Origin of the sequence: Bacillus sp. MAG717A (assembly GCF_036884855.1) — a bacterium.
Lineage (GTDB): Bacteria > Bacillota > Bacilli > Bacillales > Bacillaceae > Bacillus > Bacillus safensis.
The window spans coordinates 2178633-2197254 of sequence record NZ_CP145733.1; the positions used below are offsets into that span (position 1 = coordinate 2178633).

Annotated in this window: 23 protein-coding genes; 16 read left to right on the forward strand and 7 right to left on the reverse strand. The window is 42.3% G+C overall.

All coding sequences use genetic code 11. The features are described from left to right. Positions 1-108: 108 nt before the first annotated feature. Together V6Z54_RS11045 and fumC are read left to right on the forward strand one after the other, a co-directional pair. A complete protein-coding gene (locus V6Z54_RS11045) occupies positions 109-276 on the forward strand; it encodes a YvzF family protein (RefSeq protein ID WP_003213147.1) in 168 nt (55 codons plus the stop codon). Positions 277-365: 89 nt separating this feature from the next. Next, positions 366-1760: a class II fumarate hydratase gene (gene fumC / locus V6Z54_RS11050; RefSeq protein ID WP_024423418.1), complete on the forward strand. Its 1395-nt coding sequence runs from the start codon at positions 366-368 to the stop codon at positions 1758-1760. Between the two features lie 48 nt (positions 1761-1808). Here the strand turns inward: fumC and V6Z54_RS11055 are convergent, their stop codons facing one another. Next, complete coding sequence (locus V6Z54_RS11055) at positions 1809-2687, reverse strand: TetR/AcrR family transcriptional regulator (RefSeq protein WP_041088324.1); 879 nt, start codon at positions 2685-2687, stop codon at positions 1809-1811. Positions 2688-2879: 192 nt separating this feature from the next. Here V6Z54_RS11055 and spxO point away from each other — a divergent pair, with 192 nt between their 5' ends. Further along, positions 2880-3044, forward strand: a complete 165-nt coding sequence (gene spxO, locus V6Z54_RS11060; RefSeq protein ID WP_003212782.1) for an anti-adapter protein SpxO — start codon at positions 2880-2882, stop codon at positions 3042-3044. 20 nt (positions 3045-3064) lie between these two features. Here spxO and V6Z54_RS11065 read toward each other — a convergent pair whose 3' ends face one another. Together V6Z54_RS11065 and V6Z54_RS11070 are read right to left on the reverse strand one after the other, a co-directional pair. Next, positions 3065-4396, reverse strand: coding sequence for a HAMP domain-containing sensor histidine kinase (locus V6Z54_RS11065; protein WP_073979040.1), 1332 nt, complete (start codon positions 4394-4396; stop codon positions 3065-3067). After that, positions 4393-5070: a response regulator transcription factor gene (locus V6Z54_RS11070; RefSeq protein WP_041088328.1), complete on the reverse strand. Its 678-nt coding sequence runs from the start codon at positions 5068-5070 to the stop codon at positions 4393-4395. Before V6Z54_RS11070 ends, V6Z54_RS11065 begins: the two co-directional genes overlap by 4 nt. 326 nt (positions 5071-5396) lie before the next feature. Between V6Z54_RS11070 and V6Z54_RS11075 the strand changes: the two genes are divergently transcribed. Then, on the forward strand, positions 5397-6803 hold the full coding sequence (locus V6Z54_RS11075) for a trypsin-like peptidase domain-containing protein (protein ID WP_305960636.1): 1407 nt from the start codon (positions 5397-5399) through the stop codon (positions 6801-6803). A gap of 47 nt (positions 6804-6850) precedes the next feature. Here the strand turns inward: V6Z54_RS11075 and V6Z54_RS11080 are convergent, their stop codons facing one another. Next, positions 6851-7693, reverse strand: coding sequence for an oxidoreductase (locus V6Z54_RS11080; RefSeq protein ID WP_206742501.1), 843 nt, complete (start codon positions 7691-7693; stop codon positions 6851-6853). A 113-nt stretch (positions 7694-7806) separates the two neighbouring features. On the opposite strand from V6Z54_RS11080, the gene V6Z54_RS11085 reads away from it, so the two are divergent. The 3 genes from V6Z54_RS11085 to V6Z54_RS11095 all read left to right on the forward strand — a co-directional run bounded on the left by V6Z54_RS11085 (position 7807) and on the right by V6Z54_RS11095 (position 9554). Next, positions 7807-8253, forward strand: coding sequence for a YusW family protein (locus V6Z54_RS11085; protein ID WP_196770534.1), 447 nt, complete (start codon positions 7807-7809; stop codon positions 8251-8253). Positions 8254-8399: 146 nt separating this feature from the next. Next, a complete protein-coding gene (locus V6Z54_RS11090) occupies positions 8400-9230 on the forward strand; it encodes an ABC transporter ATP-binding protein (RefSeq protein WP_008347057.1) in 831 nt (276 codons plus the stop codon). Positions 9231-9302: 72 nt separating this feature from the next. Then, on the forward strand, positions 9303-9554 hold the full coding sequence (locus V6Z54_RS11095) for a YusU family protein (RefSeq protein WP_041088338.1): 252 nt from the start codon (positions 9303-9305) through the stop codon (positions 9552-9554). Positions 9555-9769: 215 nt separating this feature from the next. Here the strand turns inward: V6Z54_RS11095 and V6Z54_RS11100 are convergent, their stop codons facing one another. Genes V6Z54_RS11100 through V6Z54_RS11110 form a run of 3 tightly spaced genes read right to left on the reverse strand, consistent with a single transcriptional unit; the run spans position 9770 to position 10544 of the window. Further along, positions 9770-10117: a spore coat protein gene (locus V6Z54_RS11100; RefSeq protein WP_041088340.1), complete on the reverse strand. Its 348-nt coding sequence runs from the start codon at positions 10115-10117 to the stop codon at positions 9770-9772. A gap of 11 nt (positions 10118-10128) precedes the next feature. After that, on the reverse strand, positions 10129-10362 hold the full coding sequence (locus V6Z54_RS11105) for a hypothetical protein (protein WP_224426662.1): 234 nt from the start codon (positions 10360-10362) through the stop codon (positions 10129-10131). A 44-nt stretch (positions 10363-10406) separates the two neighbouring features. Next, complete coding sequence (locus V6Z54_RS11110; RefSeq protein ID WP_003212904.1) at positions 10407-10544, reverse strand: YuzL family protein; 138 nt, start codon at positions 10542-10544, stop codon at positions 10407-10409. Between the two features lie 199 nt (positions 10545-10743). On the opposite strand from V6Z54_RS11110, the gene V6Z54_RS11115 reads away from it, so the two are divergent. From V6Z54_RS11115 to V6Z54_RS11155, 9 genes are all read left to right on the forward strand, one after another. Next, on the forward strand, positions 10744-13131 hold the full coding sequence (locus V6Z54_RS11115; RefSeq protein ID WP_338527325.1) for a 3-hydroxyacyl-CoA dehydrogenase NAD-binding domain-containing protein: 2388 nt from the start codon (positions 10744-10746) through the stop codon (positions 13129-13131). A 12-nt stretch (positions 13132-13143) separates the two neighbouring features. Then, positions 13144-14319, forward strand: a complete 1176-nt coding sequence (locus V6Z54_RS11120) for an acetyl-CoA C-acetyltransferase (RefSeq protein WP_041088345.1) — start codon at positions 13144-13146, stop codon at positions 14317-14319. Positions 14320-14333: 14 nt separating this feature from the next. Continuing rightward, positions 14334-16115, forward strand: coding sequence for an acyl-CoA dehydrogenase family protein (locus V6Z54_RS11125; RefSeq protein WP_338527326.1), 1782 nt, complete (start codon positions 14334-14336; stop codon positions 16113-16115). Positions 16116-16226: 111 nt separating this feature from the next. After that, entirely contained in the window at positions 16227-16583 is a 357-nt protein-coding gene (locus V6Z54_RS11130; protein ID WP_024423406.1) for an arsenate reductase family protein, read from the forward strand. A 66-nt stretch (positions 16584-16649) separates the two neighbouring features. Further along, positions 16650-17033: a glycine cleavage system protein GcvH gene (gcvH, locus tag V6Z54_RS11135; RefSeq protein WP_008347039.1), complete on the forward strand. Its 384-nt coding sequence runs from the start codon at positions 16650-16652 to the stop codon at positions 17031-17033. A gap of 44 nt (positions 17034-17077) precedes the next feature. After that, positions 17078-17314, forward strand: a complete 237-nt coding sequence (locus V6Z54_RS11140; RefSeq protein WP_041088349.1) for a YusG family protein — start codon at positions 17078-17080, stop codon at positions 17312-17314. Between the two features lie 131 nt (positions 17315-17445). Then, complete coding sequence (locus V6Z54_RS11145) at positions 17446-17790, forward strand: toprim domain-containing protein (RefSeq protein ID WP_034281437.1); 345 nt, start codon at positions 17446-17448, stop codon at positions 17788-17790. A 12-nt stretch (positions 17791-17802) separates the two neighbouring features. After that, entirely contained in the window at positions 17803-18105 is a 303-nt protein-coding gene (locus V6Z54_RS11150) for a thioredoxin family protein (RefSeq protein ID WP_041088351.1), read from the forward strand. 120 nt (positions 18106-18225) lie between these two features. Then, the gene (locus V6Z54_RS11155) at positions 18226-18567 is read left to right on the forward strand and encodes an SCP2 sterol-binding domain-containing protein (RefSeq protein WP_024423403.1); all 342 of its coding nucleotides are present in this window, start codon (positions 18226-18228) and stop codon (positions 18565-18567) included. The last annotated feature ends 55 nt before the right edge of the window (positions 18568-18622 follow it).

Here is an 18622-nt window from a genome sequence, read left to right on the forward strand (position 1 = left end):
ATCACCCGCCTCAAATCTTTTTCTTAGCATTACCTGCTTGAAAAAACAATATTCTGTGTTACATTATTTTGTGGTAAAAGAAAGAATGAGGGTTTTGGAGGAAACAAGATGGCACAGATTCGTTTAGCAGGAACAAAAGAGGAGATCGACCGTATTCTACAGTCGTTTGACAAGCATTATGAGGTGACATATACATCAAAGGATTACGGAAAAACGAACCCAAAATACAAATATTCGAAGGATGTTCGCGTTTATATTGAACTAAAATTAAAATAAAGATAAAATTTTAATTGAAAACGCTTAAAGGATTTTCGTTTTTTGTATAGAATAGAGTTGAGTGATGAGAAGCTATGGAGGGATACATAATGACGGAATTTAGAATCGAAAAAGATACAATGGGCGAAATCAAAGTGCCGAAGGACAAGTTCTGGGGTGCACAAACACAACGAAGCAAAGAAAATTTCAAAATCGGTTCTGAGAAAATGCCAAAGGAAGTTGTGAATGCGTTTGCAATTTTGAAACGTAGCACAGCAATTGCCAACGAACGTCTTGGCAACCTTGAAAGCGAAAAAGCAGAAGCAATTGCTGCTGTATGTGATGACATCATCAGCGGAAAATATGACGAGCATTTCCCGCTTGTTGTTTGGCAGACAGGCAGTGGAACACAAAGTAATATGAACATGAACGAAGTCGTTGCAAATAGAGCAACTGCTTATTTGAAAGATAAAAATAGTGAGTTCAGCATTCACCCGAATGATGACGTTAACCGCAGCCAAAGCTCAAACGATACATTCCCAACTGCTATGCACGTGGCAGCTGTTTTAGCTGTGTACAAAAAGTTGCTGCCTGCTATTGACCAGTTAAGAACAACTCTTGATGAGAAAGCAAAAGCGTATCAAGAGATTGTGAAAATCGGCCGTACGCACTTGCAGGATGCAACACCGCTGACAGTAGGCCAAGAAATTAGCGGCTGGGTATACATGCTGGACCGTTCAAAAGAAATGATTCTAGAATCAACTGAAAAAATGAGAGAACTGGCAATTGGCGGAACTGCTGTTGGTACAGGCATTAACGCACACCCTGAGTTCGGTCAATATGTTGCTGAGGAAATCAGCCAGCTGACAGGTCAAACATTCAATTCTTCACCAAACAAATTCCATGCGCTGACAAGCCATGATGAAATTACGTATGCACACGGTGCTTTAAAAGCACTTGCAGCTGATTTAATGAAAATTGCCAATGATGTGAGATGGCTTGCAAGTGGCCCACGCTGTGGAATCGGCGAATTGATCATTCCTGAAAATGAGCCGGGAAGCTCTATTATGCCAGGAAAAGTCAACCCAACCCAAAGTGAAGCTTTAACTATGATTGCAGCACAAATCATGGGGAATGATGCAACAATCGGTTTTGCCGCCAGCCAAGGAAACTTTGAGCTGAACGTCTTTAAGCCGGTCATCATTTATAACTTCCTGCAATCCGTTGAATTACTTGCTGACGGCATGAACTCATTCCATGACAAGTGTGCAGTAGGAATCGAACCAAACCTAGAAACAATTGAGAAAAACTTGAACAATTCATTGATGCTTGTGACGGCACTTAACCCGCACATCGGATATGAAAATGCAGCGAAAATTGCGAAGCTTGCTCACAAAGAAGGATTAACACTAAAAGAAGCAGCACTTCAATTAGAACTGCTAACAGAGGAGCAGTTCGAGCAATTTGTGAAACCAGAAGAAATGGTGACACCGAAAGCAAAATAAGAAACCAGGGGCGGCTGCCCCTGGTTTTTTTCATTAAAAGTGATGTGTTTACAAATGATCCTCTTTCAAAATACGCAAAAGTGACTCAGAGTTGGTTTGAAGCGGTGCGTATAATTTTAATTGGTACAGCATGCCTTTCACGATGACTTGTCTTGGTTTTTGTTTGTTTAATTCATTTTCTAGAATGCCAAGCGCTTCAAATAATTCAGGTTCGTTCATCACTTCATAGTGTGATTCAGCAATCTCTCTTAATTCCTTTAAAAGAGATTCTGTGAGCGGATCGAATGACCGTTCATAAATCGGGCCAAACCAATCGCTCGCTTGATCTACAGAAATGAGAGGAAGGTCATTTCGCTTCATCATACCGCCCATCAAATCATCGATACGATGAATCATGGTTGTGGCAAGTTCTTCTGCTTCCAGCTGAAAATCATATAAAATCGCCAGCTCGAAATAAACGTGGCTCATGCCCTCAATCGTCAAACATAAATCAGCCATATAAGGAATAGCAGCATCTCCATATACTTGTTTAATGTTATCAATGTGAAGCTGGACGGTCGCAAGCCTAATTTGTTTTGCGAGCTGCTGCGTTTCTTCATTCAGTGGAAGCGCCCTGTCGCTCAGCTGCATTTTAATAAAATCCTTTTGCTGCAAAATATTATCATAATAGACAGTGAGCTGTTTGCGGTAGGCTTCTTTTGGTGTGCCGCCCTCTGTTTGAACCTCATGAATCCGGGTAAATACCTTATCGTAATAGTAATGAAGGATCGAAATGAGCAATGCTTCCTTTGATTTAAAATAAAGGTAAAAAGCTCCCTTTGACATGTGGCATTCATCCGCAATTTCTTGAACAGACGTTGTGTTGTAGCCTTTGCTGGCAAATAATTTCATGCCAGCCTCAATGATCATTTTTTCTTTCTTTTTCAATATGAGTGTCATCCTTTCTTACCGAAAGACAAATGTCTTAGAAAACGTGCGTAAAGAGATGTGACTTATCGGTCATAAACGACGAAAGTTTTCAAAAATTAATCAGATTGTAACTTGTTTTTTACAGTGTAATTCTTTATATTATAAAGTAAGGTGACCAACTGGTCAAAATATGTGAAAGGATGATGTTCCATGAGAGAAATCGATGATATGATTAGACGCTTGCGAACAAAAGGGATTCAAGTAGAAAAAGTCAAAATGCCGAAAGAGACAACCATTGAAAAGAAATGGATGTATCAAGCCGGTAAAAAGATCAAAGCCACATACCGTGATTTCAATGGGTATTCATTCATCTAAAAAAGACTGCGGTCAAAAACCTACAGTCTCTTCTTTGGAACTATGATTGTATAACGTACACCTAGATCATCATTTTCAATAGATATGGACGCTTGATGCATTGAAAGGATTCTTTTGACAATGCTTAATCCAATACCGAATTCGCCCTTTTTTCCCTTACTAAAAGGTTCGTATAGGTTGGACAGCATATGTTCTTCAATTGGAGGACCGTCATTACGAATGACAATGCGGATTTGATCCTCTTCCTGTTTCATCTGAATATCAATCTTACTTTTTGCGTAGCGAAGTTGATTTTCTAGTACATTCTCAAATAATTTGCTCCATTGTTCTGGATCGCCTTCAAGAGCAGCCTCATCATCTAAGTCCACGTTCCACTGCAATTCATTTTTCGACCAGCGTATTCGGTCGACCACTTCCAGCATTGTATTACTGAGTAGGAAGGAAGAATGTGCGGGATGTTGTTTTGATAAATAATCAAGCTTAGTTAAGTACAGCAGATCCTTTATTTTCTTCTCAAGCTTTTCCGCTTCACCTTCAATGACTTCCACCGTTTGTTCAAGATCTCCCTTAGGAAAAATACCATCTTTAATGGACTGCGTGTAGCCGCGGATGACCATGACAGGTGTTTTTAAGTCATGTGAAATATTCTGCAAAAGTGTCCGTTCTGTTTCATCCTTTTGAATGAGTTTTTGTCTCATTTCTTCAATGGTATGACCAAGCTTGCCAATTTCATCTTGCCGGTCAACGATAACAGGATCGTCCCAGTCTTCTTGTGCAATCCGTTTGACGTGCTTTTCAAACGCAACGATTGGTCGGGATAAATAGCGGGCAAGCCAAATCGATGGAATCCAGCTTAATAAAATAACGGTGCCTAAGATAAAGATCAGCTGTTTAAACAGCGTAAAGGACAGGTCGTCTCGATAAGAATCTGGTGCATAGGACAGAAGAATATATGGTGTATTGCCTGATGATACCTTTTTGATGACAAAAAAGATATGCTGACCGTTCACCTCTTCAGAATACCGTTTCGTTGCGCTTTTTTGTTTTTTCACAAACGATTGGATTTTCTCAATAAAGGCATGTGGAAAAAACTGCGCCATTTGTTCTAATTCATCTGACGGAATCAAAATGTGCTGCACGGAGCGGTTTTCCGGTGTCGACTTTGGCGAGCCGTCTCGGTTTAATGGATATTCTGTCAGCACTTGCTGTTCATTTTCGATATTTTTATAAATTTCATTTGTGAAGAAGTCACGTAATGTATTAGAAAATAGAATGATCAGGACAATGGAAATAGTGAGCAAAATGCCAGAGATCACAACCCAAATTTGAAAAGCGAGCGGTTTGTTTTTCATCCTTTCAGCATCCTATAGCCAAATCCATAGATGGTCTCGACCTTTAAGTCGGGCATTTTTTTGCGCAGCCGTCTAACAAGGTCATCGACTACACGATCTGTCCCGAAGTAATCGTGTCCCCAAATTTTGACGAGGATATCTTCACGAGAAAAAGCATGTCCTTGGTGATGTGTAAATAAAAGCAGCAAGTCAAATTCCTTAGAAGTTAAGTTAATGAGCTGATCCTCTTCATACACCTCTCTTACATCCTCATGAATGACATAAGAAGAAACGGTTGTGACACTTTGCTGCTGCGGGGTATCACTGTTTTTATACACAAGCTCCAGCAGCTTTTGTACCCGAATGATCAGTTCACGCGGAAGAAACGGTTTCGCAATATAATCACTGCTTCCGAGTTCTAAGCCGAGGACACGGTCGATATCTGCATCACGTGCTGAAATGAAAATGACCGGTACGTCAGGTGATGCGGCTTTGATTTCTTTAATGAGGGTGTAGCCGTCTGTATCAGGCAGCATGATATCTAAAATCCATAGATGCGGCGGCTTGTTCATTGCCTCGCGTGCCGCTTCTCCGGTTAAAAAAGAGGAGACATTCCAATCTTCACTCTCTAAATATTTGGTTAACAGTTCATTTAAGTTTTGTTCATCTTCAACTAAATATATGGTGTACGACAAAGTCTTCCACATCCTCTCAACGTCATTATAACGGGATACGAAGGCGGCATGTCAACAATCACACGCTTTTTTCACAATTTCACATATTCTTCTCATCATTATCCCATAATGTTTGATTATGATAAGGTCAAGGGAAAAAAGGGCATAGACAAAAGGCGGATGAATAGGTGCTTTTCATCAATGTGCGCACCTTGCTTTTTTTCTATGAATAAGTATTATATAATTTGACATATTGCCATAAAGTATTTTTCAATGATCTTTCCATTAAGAGGACCTGAGTCCTATCTAGACATATGAATGAAACATGATGTAAAGGAGTGCAAGCGATGGATTTCCGAAGAGAAGATGAAGAGAATAAGATGAATCATCCAGAAAACGCGAATCAAGAAAATGAAATGAATCAGCAAAAAGATACCCATCAAGAGAATGAGAAACAAATAGACGCACCAGAAAAAGAGAAAGAACTCGTTTTTCACCAGCATGAAAACGAAGCATCTGCCGCGCAGGAGAGTGTGACAAATCATTCTCATCAAATGGTGGATGACCGTGCGTCGAAAAAGGAGAAAAAGCGGAAGGCGGCATGGCTCAGCCCGATTCTTGGAGGAATTATTGGCGGGGGTCTTGTACTTGGCATTACACCGCTTTTGCCGCAGTCACAGGATACAGCTGCCAACACGCAAACACAGACAGCATCAAGTGAGCCGGCAGCCTCAGATAATTTCTCGACAAAACAAATCACCAATGCCACAAATGTTGCTGATATGGTAGAAGATTTAGAGCCCACCATTGTAGGTGTCTCAAACTATCAATCTACACAAAATTCGTTTGGCTTGAGCGGTGATCAAACAGAAGCTGAAGCTGGAACAGGCTCTGGTGTCATCTTCAAAAAAGATGGCAAAAAAGCGTACATTATTACAAATAACCACGTTGTCGAAGGTGCCAATAAATTAAAGGTCACACTATATGATGGAAAAACAAAAGACGCAAAGCTTGTCGGCAGTGATGTCATGACAGATTTAGCCGTTGTTGAAATAAATGCAGACGGCATTGATAAAGTGGCGAGCTTTGGTGATTCTTCTAAGCTTCGTGCTGGAGATAAAGTCATTGCCATTGGGAATCCGCTCGGTGCACAGTTTTCAGGTACTGTGACAGAAGGAATCATTAGTGGTCTTGATCGTACTGTTGAAGCAAATACGTCATCTGGTACAGTGGAGATGAATGTACTGCAAACTGATGCAGCCATTAACCCAGGAAACAGCGGGGGGCCACTGATCAATACCGATGGTCAAGTCATTGGCATTAACAGCTTGAAAATCAGCGAAAGCGGTGTGGAATCACTCGGATTTGCGATCCCAAGTAACGATGTCAAACCGATTGTAGATGAGCTGTTGAAAAATGGAAAAGTTGAACGTCCATACCTTGGCGTACAAATGATTGACCTTGAGCAAGTGCCTGAGACGTATCAGGAAAATACGCTCGGCTTATTTGATAAACAAATCGGCAAAGGCATTTACGTAAAGGATGTTTCAAAAGGTTCACCTGCTCAAAAAGCAGGCTTGAAATCTGGGGATGTCATCATCAAGTTCAAAGGTAAAGATGTAGTGAACAGCTCTCAGTTGAAAGAAATTCTTTACAAAGAAACAAAAGTCGGCGATAAAACCACAATGACTGTCATCCGTGAAGGAAAGAACAAAAATCTAGATATTACCCTTGGACAGTCAGAGAGCGAATAAATGAAAAAAACAGGTGGAGGTCAACATATCCACCTGTTTTTTTGTGCTTATTTTTTTGAAGAGAGTGTACGCAGTATGAGGTGTTCCCACATGTTCCACGGCAGAAGCTGTTTGGCTGTGAACGAAAGTCGTACGCCTTTTCCAACAAGATATCTCAGCCGTTTCAGCCGCTTCTTCTCTGCTAACCGAACAACAAGCTCTGCCACTTCACAAGGATCTCCATAGTTTGATTTCTGGGTATCAATATGGGCCATCATCTTTTGGTAGAGTTTTGTGTATTTTGATCCTTCTGCTGGCTGAATCATTTGCTCATTCATGGAGGTATTCCAAATATTTGTTTGGAAAGAGCCCGGCTCAATTAAGGCTGCCTGGATACCCAACGAAGCTAGTTCAATCCGTAAGCTTTCTGTATAGCCTTCCAACGCAAACTTAGAGGATACATATGGAGAAAGTGCAGGCATTCCCATTAATCCGCTGATACTGCTCATATTGAAAATCTTTGCGCCGCTCGTCATAAACGGCAGCACCGCTTGGGTCATTTCCATCACACCGAAGACATTCACTTCAAATTGCTGGCGGTACGTGTCAACAGGAACCTCCTCCGCAAAACCAGCAAAGGCTGTTCCCGCATTGTTCACAAGCAGTGTAATAGGTGCATAGGCATGAAGTTTCTTCTGAAATGCTTGAATCGACTGCGTATCAGTCACATCTAATGCTTCAATATGTATCATGCCGGATAAAGAGGCATGCTCGATTTCTTCAGCGAGCTTTTTTGCATTGGCTTCCTGTCTGACGCCTGCAATCACTGTATAGCCCCGCTTGGCGAGACGCATCGTGATGAGCTTACCGAAGCCGCTATTGGCACCAGTTACAATGGCTGTTTTTTTCATCATCCGGTTCTCCTTTTTGTTTAAATTTATCATAGTGAGCTGTTTTATTGAATAACAAAAAGGAGCCTGGAGAAGAATAAAAAGCGATGCTGTGAAATAGGAGGAAACACATGATGTGTTGGAAGAAGGCGGGACGAATAGGAGTGCTGCTCTTTATGCTGTCCGGCTGTCAATCAATTGAACCGTTACAACAAACACATGAAGCAGAAGCAGAAAGTCTGTCAGCTGTTCAAATGAAGGAACTGCCATTTCAGCATATGCATCTGCATGTACAATATGGACAGAAAAACGAATTATACGAAGCGACCTACCGTCAGGCAAGAGGCAAAGAGGAGGCAATCATTCGTGATCATATGAATGGGGTCCGCTATGAAGGGGAAGAAGCCTTGCGCGAGATGAAGATGAAGCTGAATGATATGCCGATTCCTAGTGCAAAGATCAATGAAGCGTATGTAAATGAACTATTAGCTGCTTTTAATTTAGATGATGATTATCAGCGGATTCAGATCGATCTGAAGCTCGAGGATGGGACCAAACGTACATTCCAAAGGAAGAAATAAACGATACTTTCTCATTTTTTAATTGAAAATGATTTTCAAGATCACTTAAATCTGATACACTAAATTGAGATAAGTGATCTTTTACGTCTGTACATAGACGATATTTACTATAAAAATTTGGATGAGAAAAGGAGCGTTTGAGCGGAATGAGTGCCATTTCTACTGAAGGTTTAAGCTTAGGCTACGGAGAAACAATGATCATCGATGAACTAAATGTATCAATCCCTAAGGGTGAAATCACAGTATTTATTGGCAGTAATGGATGCGGTAAATCCACGCTACTTCGCTCTTTGGCCCGTCTCATGAAGCCAATGGGTGGTTCTGTCCTGCTTGAAGGTCATTCCATTGCAAAATTACCAACAAAAGAAGTAGCGAAACAGCTCGCTATTCTTCCACAAGGACCAGAAGCGCCAGAAGGATTAACCGTGCATCAGCTAGTGAAGCAAGGCAGATATCCTTATCAAAATTGGCTGAAGCAGTGGTCGAAGCAAGATGAAGAAGCAGTGAATCGCGCATTGAAGTCAACAAAGATGGAAGACCTTGCTGATCGGACCGTTGATTCATTATCAGGTGGACAAAGGCAGCGTGCATGGATTGCGATGACGCTGGCCCAAGAGACCGATATTATTTTGTTAGATGAGCCGACGACATATTTAGACATGACGCATCAAATCGAAATTTTGGATCTTCTGTTTGATTTAAATGAGAAAGAGCAGCGCACGATTGTGATGGTTCTTCATGATCTCAATCTCGCATGCAGATATGCTCATCATCTTGTGGCGATTAAAGACAAGTCAATCTATGCAGAAGGCAGACCAGAAACAGTGATTAATTGTGATCTCGTGAAAAATGTTTTTGATATGAATTGCCAAGTGACAACAGATCCTCTATTCGGAACACCATTATGTATTCCGCACGGTAGAGGACGCTGTATTGTGCAGCAAGCGCAAGCTGAAACATTTCTTGCTGCAAGATAAATCGTATGTCAAAAGCCTGACATCTGTATCTCACAGAGTCAGGCTTTTTTCTGAAAAAGGAGCGGAACGTCAATGGGAAAAGAATTAGATGAAAAGCTGGAAGGCTTGCTTGATAAATATACAGAGCTGCTGCTCGGTGAATCAACAGACGAGCTGAAACAAGATGTGAAACAATGGGTGATCTACTCTCATATTGCCAAAAGCATGCCGCCGCTAGCAAAGCATTTCAATGAAACGTATCCAGAAGCAAAAGAAGAAATCAAACACACGATTCAACGAATCAAACAGTTGAACGAAGCTCATCGCGCCAATAAAGACCGTTAAAAAACTGCCAGCAGCGTGTAGACAAACCCTCGCATTCTTTGTCAGTCCTGTGCGCTGGTGCTCACGAATGTTCAATTCGCTCCGCGCCAGTGCTCGTCCTTCCTAGACTGCAAAGGTTTTCTATCACGCTGAAAAGAAGACAAAGGGCTAAAATAAAAATCATTTTAGCCCTTTATCAACAATTGACTGCCAGCATCAGACTGGCAGTTTTTTTCTTATGACATTTGTGATGATCCGTACGGAGATTGATCTGTCAGTGTTTGCTGGAATTTCTGGTGTGCCTGCTGGAGCTTTTGCTGATCAGCCGCTTCAACAGAATACCAGCCATATCGGAACATGACATCATATAAATGTCTTTGTGTTTTCTGTGTTTCGAGCGCAATTCGCTGAATATCCTGGTAAAGAGATTCATGACTGAATTCATTGAGCGCTGTGTTGTATCCGTTTGTCATATATTTTTCAGTCGACAACAGATCTGTAACGAAATCACGATCGTTCATGTTTGTTGTTGTGGGAACCGGAGTTTGTGGATTCCCGATTTTTTGTTGGTTTTGCTGTTCCATGTTTTTTCCTCCTATTGCATAAAGCCAGTAGACTGGCCTTGCCCTGAGCTGCCTAAATGCTGAAGAATTTGTGTATAATGCTGATGATGCATTTGGCCAACTTGATTTAATTCTTGTTTCAATGTTTGGTCCTGGCAATGCTCGGCCATAAAATGAGCCTTTTTCATGGCGATCAAGTTCCAGTTGAGCATATCCTCTAAGTACAAGGAATCCTTCACTGAAATGACTTCTGGGGGCATATTCATTGGCTGATTGTTCAACTTGTGTTCCTCCTTACGATTTTGTTTCCTTACTGATTCTTTTTATATTGCTGATTTTGACTGGTTTTTTTCCCGCCTAGGTCTGCTTCCTGTGATGGACCTGCGTTTCCTTTTACACTTGCAGCACTTACGCCTGCTTTCGATGGGTTTTTCTTCAAACGAGACATGTGGACATCACCTCCATTCTTACAATTCCCTCTGATCTTTAATTCATACGCCGCAAAATAAGGCACATGAGAATGTGTAAATTTTTGAAATCCGCTATTGAACTGTTTCGGAAAATCTTTTAAGATAAAGAAAGAGGCATTGCTTTTTTTTGGACAAAAAATGAATGACTGTTCATTCAAAATATTTAGGGGGATATTTATGGGCAAACATATTCGCAAGGCGGCTGTCATTGGTTCAGGTGTCATGGGCTCAGGCATTGCTGCGCATCTAGCCAATATCGGGATACCAGTAACACTGCTAGATATTGTGCCAAATGAACTGACAAAAGAAGAAACGGCGAAAAAGCGAACGCTTGATCACCCTAGTGTTCGGAATCGATTAAGTCAAGAAGCGATGAAAAAATTGTTAAAGCAAAAGCCAGCACCTCTTACTTCAGCAAAAAACCTATCATACATCACACCGGGAAATCTCACAGACCACCTTTCCTTATTACACGATGCGGACTGGATCATTGAAGTCGTCACTGAAAAGCTCAGCATCAAACAACACGTATTTTCTCTCATCGACGAACACCGCAAAGAAGGAAGCATCGTTTCAAGCAATACATCTGGTATTTCGGTTGAAAAAATGGCAGAAGGCCGATCAGATGATTTTAAACGCCACTTTTTAGGCACACATTTTTTTAACCCAGCTCGTTATTTAAAGCTCTTAGAAATCATTCCTATTCAGGAAACAGATCCAGAAGTACTGTCATTTATGAAAACGTTTGGCGAGGATGTACTCGGCAAAGGTGTGGTTGAAGCAAAAGACACACCGAACTTTATTGCAAACCGCATTGGCACTTATGGGCTTCTTGTCACAGTGCGTGAAATGCTTGAGAACAAATACACCATCGGAGAAGTGGATTCTGTCACAGGACCCCTCATTGGAAGACCGAAAAGTGCGACCTTCCGTACACTTGATGTAGTGGGACTTGACACGTTTTCTCATGTGGCACGAAACGTATATGAACAGGTAGAAGGAAAGGAAAAAGAGATTTTCCAGCTGCCTGAGTTTATTGAAAGAATGCTCGAAAAAGGATGGATTGGCAGCAAGGCAGGACAAGGATTTTATCAAAAAAATGGGAAGGTCATTTTAGAGCTTGATCCAGTGACGCTCACATATGGAGAGCGCACAAAGCTAAAAGATCCAGGCATTGAGATGGCGAAACAGCAAAAGGGTGCAAAAGCAAAGTTGAAAGCGCTTATTTATCAGGATGGCCGTGCAGGGCAATTGCTTTGGAATATGACAGCGCCAGTACTTCTATATTCAGCTCGTCTAAAAGGTGAAATTGCGGATGATATTCAGTCTATCGATAACGCAATGAAATGGGGATTTGGCTGGCAGCATGGCCCATTTGAGCTGTGGGATGCAATAGGTGTCAAAAAAGCCGCCGAGCGCATGGAAGCAGAAGGCCACAGCATCCCATCATGGGTGCAAGACATGCTGTCAAAAGGACACGACACATTCTATCAAGAGAATGCTGATGGAGAGCGTGCGTTTTATCAGGAAGGGGCTTACGTACAGGAAAAAGGGAACGACAAACATATTTCTTTAGCTAGATTGAAAAAGAAACAGGACGTCATCTTCAAAAATTCTGGTGCGAGCCTGATTGATATTGGTGATGATGTCGCCTTGCTTGAATTTCACTCTAAAAGCAATGCCATTGGACTAGATGTCATTGATATGATCAATCGCGCTGTTGATGAGACGGAAAAGAATTACAAAGGGCTTGTCATCGGAAACCAAGGGAAGAACTTCTGTGTTGGCGCAAACCTTGCCTTGATTTTAATGGAAGCACAGGACGACAATTTTTTTGAAATTGACTTTGTGATCAGGCGCTTCCAGCAGGCGATGATGAAGGTGAAATATAGCGACCGCCCTGTTGTAGCCGCACCGTTTGGCATGACATTAGGAGGCGGAACGGAGGTTTGCCTTCCGGCGGCGGCTATCCAGGCGTCCAGCGAAACTTACATGGGACTTGTGGAAGCGGGAGTTGGACTGATTCCAGGAGGCGGCGGAAATAAAGAGTTATATCTTCGTCACCTGCAAGGATCAGCGAAGCCGTCGCAGACCGCTATACAGGATGCAACGCTGAAAACATTTGAAACAATTGCAATGGCAAAAGTATCAACTTCAGCTGAGGAAGCGCGGGATATGAACATGCTTCGCGTGAGCGACCGGATTAGTATGAACGGGGATCACCTGATCTATGATGCAAAACAACTGGTGCTCTCTCTTGATGAAGCCGGTTATCGTGCGCCGCTCAAGCAAAAGGTGCCGGTCATGGGAGAAACAGGCTATGCAGCGATGATTTTGGCTGCTGAAAATATGAGACTGTCTGGATACATTTCAGAGCATGACATGACCATCGTAAAAAAATTAGCTCATGTCATTTCCGGCGGGAAACTGCCATTTGGAACAGAGGTAGAGGAGCAATACTTATTAGAGCTTGAAAGAGAAGCCTTTTTAAGTCTTGTAGGAGAAGTGAAATCACAGGCACGTATGCAGCACATGCTCGTCAAAGGAAAACCTTTACGTAACTAAGGGGGAGTCAAAATGAGAGAAGCAGTCATTGTCGCTGGCGCAAGAACACCAGTAGGGAAGGCGAAAAAGGGATCGTTAAAACATGTCCGGCCTGATGATATGGGCGCATTATGTGTAAAAGAAACGTTAAAGCGTGCCGGTGAATACGACGGTCAAATAGATGATTTGATCATTGGCTGTGCAACGCCAGAAGCAGAGCAGGGGTTAAATGTAGCACGAAATATTGGAGCACTAGCGGGACTGCCTTATACGGTACCTGCCATCACCATAAACCGCTACTGCTCGTCTGGTCTTCAGTCTATCGCTTATGCGGGTGAACGTATTATGCTCGGGCAGGCAGAGACGATTTTAGCCGGAGGAGTCGAATCAATGTCGCAGGTGCCGATGATGGGGCATTCCATTCGGCCGAATGCTCTCTTGGCAGAGCAAGCACCTGAATACTACATGAGCATGGGGCACACGGCAGAGCAAGTGGCGCAAAAGTATCAGGTCACACGTCAAGATCAGGACGCCTTTGCGGTGAGGAGTCATCAAAAGGCAGCAAAGGCACTTCAAGAAGGGAAGTTTTCAGATGAAATTGTGCCCGTTGATGTAACAGAGCGACGGGTAGGAGAGCAATATCAATTAGAAGAGCATCAATTCACATTCTCACAGGATGAAGGTGTGAGAGCAGGTACAACGGAGGAGATTCTTTCCACTTTGCGTCCAGCCTTTTCGACAAAAGGTACGGTGACCGCAGGGAACTCGTCTCAAACAAGTGACGGGGCTGCGTGTGTGATGATGATGGACCGCGAGAAAGCATCCTCACTTTCTCTTCAGCCGCTCGCTAAATTCAGAGCATTTGCTGTTGGCGGTGTACCGCCCGAGGTGATGGGGATCGGTCCGGTTGAAGCCATTCCGCGTGCGCTGAAAATCGCTGGACTTGAGCTGAAGGATATTGGACTGTTTGAATTAAACGAAGCGTTTGCCTCTCAGGCAATTCAAGTCATTCGCCATTTAGGGATTGATGAAGAAAAAGTGAATGTCAACGGCGGGGCAATTGCGCTCGGACATCCGCTCGGCTGTACAGGAACAAAACTAACGCTGTCACTGATTCATGAAATGAAACGGCGAAACGAGCAATTTGGTATTGTCACAATGTGTATCGGCGGGGGCATGGGAGCAGCAGGAATTTTTGAATTGATCTAAAGGGGGAAATCAGGATGAAAGCATTGGAAGATGTAAAAAAGGGTGGAAGCTTTTTAATTGATGAGACGAATTATGAGCATATCTTTACACCGGAGGATTTCTCTGATGAACATCAAATGATTGGAAAGACAACAGAGGATTATATTTTACAAGATGTGGTTCCGCATATAGATCAAATTGAAAATCATGAGTTCGAGCATTCAGTCAGGCTTCTCAAAAAGGCTGGTGAGCTTGGACTTTTAGGAGCCGATGTACCTGAAGAATTCGGCGGGCTTGGATTGGATAAAATCAGTTCAGCCATCATTACTGAAAAATTCGCTAGAGCAGGAAGCTTCTCACTTTCCTATGGCGCTCATGTCGGTATTGGTTCTCTGCCAATCGTGCTCTTCGGAAATCAAGCGCAAAAGGAAACGTACCTGCCAGGACTCGCCTCTGGTGAAATCATTGCGGCATACGCACTCACTGAGCCAGGATCAGGCTCTGACGCCCTTGGAGCAAAAACAACGGCAGTTCTAAATGAAGCGGGTACCCATTATGTCCTCAATGGAGAAAAGCAGTGGATCACAAACTCCGCATTTGCTGATGTCTTTGTTGTATATGCGAAGATCGATGGTGAACACTTCTCTGCTTTTATTGTCGAAAAGGATTTTCCAGGTGTCAAAACGGGACCTGAAGAGAAAAAGATGGGTATTAAAGGATCATCGACAAGAACATTAATTCTTGAAGATGCCCAAGTGCCGAAGGAGAATTTGCTCGGTGAAGCCGGCAGAGGACATGTGATTGCCTTTAACATTTTAAATATTGGACGCTATAAGCTGGCAGTCGGCACAATCGGTGCATCAAAGCGCGTCATTCAATTGTCGGCAGAATATGCGAACCAGCGTAAGCAGTTCAAAACACCAATTTCTCAATTCAGCTTAATTGGTGAAAAAGCAGCCAATATGTCAGCAAAGCTCTATGCGATGGAAAGTGCTGTTTACCGTACGGTTGGATTATTTGAACAGCGGATGGGTCTATTAAGTGACGAAGAGCAAAAAGACGGCAAACAAATTGCTCAATCCATTGCGGAATATGCGATTGAATGCTCTCTCTGTAAAGTCCTTGGCTCTGAAACCTTAGATTATATTGTGGATGAAGGCGTGCAGATTCACGGCGGATATGGATTCATGCAAGAATACGAGGTCGAAAGAGCCTATCGCGACTCACGAATTAACCGGATCTTTGAAGGGACAAACGAAATCAACCGTTTGCTTGTACCAGGTACATTCTTGAAGAAAGCGATGAAGGGAGAGCTTCCGCTGCTTCAAAAAGCGCAAACCTTACAGGAAGAGCTGATGATGATGATGCCGGAAGAGCCAGGCGATCAGCCGCTCGATCAAGAAAAATATTTGCTCGCCCATGCGAAAAAGGTCGCTTTAATGGTGGCTGGTATGGCAGCCATGAAATACGGGAAATCCTTAGACAAAGAGCAAGAAATTCTTGTGAACATAGCCGATATCGTCAATGAAATTTTTGCTGCTGAATCAGCGATTCTGCGTACGGAAAAGGCAATCGCTGCATCAGGCGCAGAAAAGAACGCTCAAAAGCTGGCTTATACACAAATTTTCACGCAGGAGGCTTTCTTAAAGATTGAAGCCCATGCAAAAGAATCCTTGATTGCGATGGAGGAAGGAGATTCACTCCGCATGAGTCTGTCAGCCCTTCGTAAGCTGACAAGATTTACTCCGATCAATGTCATCGCTAAAAAGCGCGAAGTGGCGAAACGAATCTTTGAAGCAGAGAAATATATCGTATAAGGACGGCTTAAAAGGTGCGGAAATCACTCCGCACCTTTTTGTAAGCATACATTTAGGTTTTTAAAATATTTTGTGATAAAATGTTGTCACAATTTGCAGGAGGTGAAAATGGTGGCTTTAGATTTTTACGAATACCCATCTTGCGGTACATGCCGAAAAGCAAAAAAGTGGCTGGAAGCACACAATAAAGACATCAACAGCATACATATCGTCGAAGAGACGCCTGATAAAGAAACATTAAAAGCCCTTTACGAAAAAAGCGGTTTAGAGCTGAAGAAATTCTTTAATACAAGCGGACAAAAATACCGGGAGCTGCAGCTGAAAGATCAACTTCCTGCAATGTCAGAGGACGAGCAGCTAGAATTACTCGCGTCTAACGGAATGCTGATCAAGCGCCCGATTACAACAGACGGTAAACGAGTGACAGTTGGATTTAACGAAGATACATTTAAAAGCGTCTGGAAATGATGTAACTTTCATTCAGATTGTGGTATCTTCAATATAGATTGTAAGAAAAGACTGGAGGGGTATTGAATGAGCACACCAAAAGATTTACGTTATTCAGAAGAACATGAATGGGTCAAAGTAGAAGGAGATAAGGTGCGTATCGGTATTACGCATTTTGCTCAATCTGAGCTAGGCGATATCGTGTTCGTTGAGCTTCCTGAAGTAGGAGACAAAATCACAGCGGACGAGCCTTTCGGAAGTGTAGAATCAGTAAAAACAGTTTCTGAACTTTATGCACCGATCAATGGCACAATCGTCGAAGTGAACGATGAGCTAGATGACAGCCCAGAATTCGTCAACGACTCTCCATATGAAAAAGCATGGATGATCGTTGTAGAACCAGCTGATGCATCTGAAATCGAGAACTTAATGACTGCTGAGCAATATGAAGAAATGACAAAAGAAGACTAATTCATGTAAAATTGGACACTCTACCTTTATGGGGGGTGTCCAATTTGTCTTTTCAAAAAGAACAGGTGGATATAACAGAGCATGTCACTGGACGATTCAAAGAAAGCGGCATGGTGCTTTATCATCAAAATGAAGAGATTGGCACAATGATTAGTGAAAACCAATATGAGCTGAAATCGGGATATTCCTATGATCAAAATCGTTTTTATCGTCTAACGGATACATTGACCCACGGGACAGAAAAATATGTAGACTGTGACGATGAAAATGGCTGGTGCTAATCACAGAGGAGACTGCAGTGAACAAAAACTGCAGTCTTTTTGATGACGAGGCGCCCAATCTTTACAACCTGGATGAAAGATTGTAATCTAAGGAAGAAGTGAATCAACGTCAAAAGGGCCGGGTGATCGTGATGAATGTCGAGATAGAAAAGGTCATCATTGTAGAAGGTAAAACAGACAAACAAAAGCTGAAAGAAGTCATAAGTGAACCTGTTACCATCATTTGCACCAATGGCACGATCAGTACATCGAAGCTGGACCAGCTTGTGGACGATTTATTGGGGAAAGACGTTTACATATTAGCAGACAGTGACGATGCAGGCGACAAACTGCGGAAGCAATTTCGAAAAGAATTCCCTGAAGCACTTCATCTTTTTGTCGACAGAACGTACCGCGAAGTGGCCGCTTCACCGTCAGCCCACATTGCATCTATCCTATTAGCTGCAAACATTGATGTTCATTCGAAATATTTATGAGGGTGGACGTATATGAAAGAGATTGAAGAACACGAATTCAAAGAGATAGAGGACGATTTATTTCTTTTATACTTATATACACCGTTTTGCGGAACATGCCAGCTGGCAAAGAAAATGCTGGCAGTCGTAGACGCCATGCAGCCGGATGTGCCATTTTACGAAAACAATTTAAACTATTCACCAGGCTTTGCAAAAGCATTTGAGATCGAGAGTGTTCCTTGCTTTCTAATGTTTAAAAAAGGAGAATTGGTGCAAAAAGGTTATGCCTTTCACTCAGTTCCATATCTTCATGAAATGATTGAAACCGCTAAATAAAGCGGTTTTTTGTCATATTTCAAGAAATTCATTTGAAAATTTGTCGAGTTATTTATAAAGGACAAGAAGATGTTTGTAGAGAAATGTTATGTATAACCAAATGACAGGGAGGTTATACATGTGGAAAATGTGAAAGCCCATGGTAACACAGGGCAGCGTTTACTATTAAAACCGCTGCTCTCATCATCATCCTTGAAGATTACATTTGAGGCGGAAACTGACTCTTGTACATTGATTGTGGATGAACGTGGTGAAGTGAAGAAACTACCTGCAATTGAGTTATCGGATCTCATCTTTTATGGTGAGAGGAAAGAGATTCTACAATTATTAGATGGAGATATGTCCTTACAGCAGTTAATCAGCAGAGGACAAGTCAAAGTCAAAGGGTCATTCCGTGCGCTCCTTAGACTAGAGGCAGTGCTTTGGCTGACGAACGGTTTTTTTCGAAAAATGATAACGTAGTTGTTTACTTGGAAATTAGCGATTTACAGCGTTGACATATCTCAGATAGCATGAT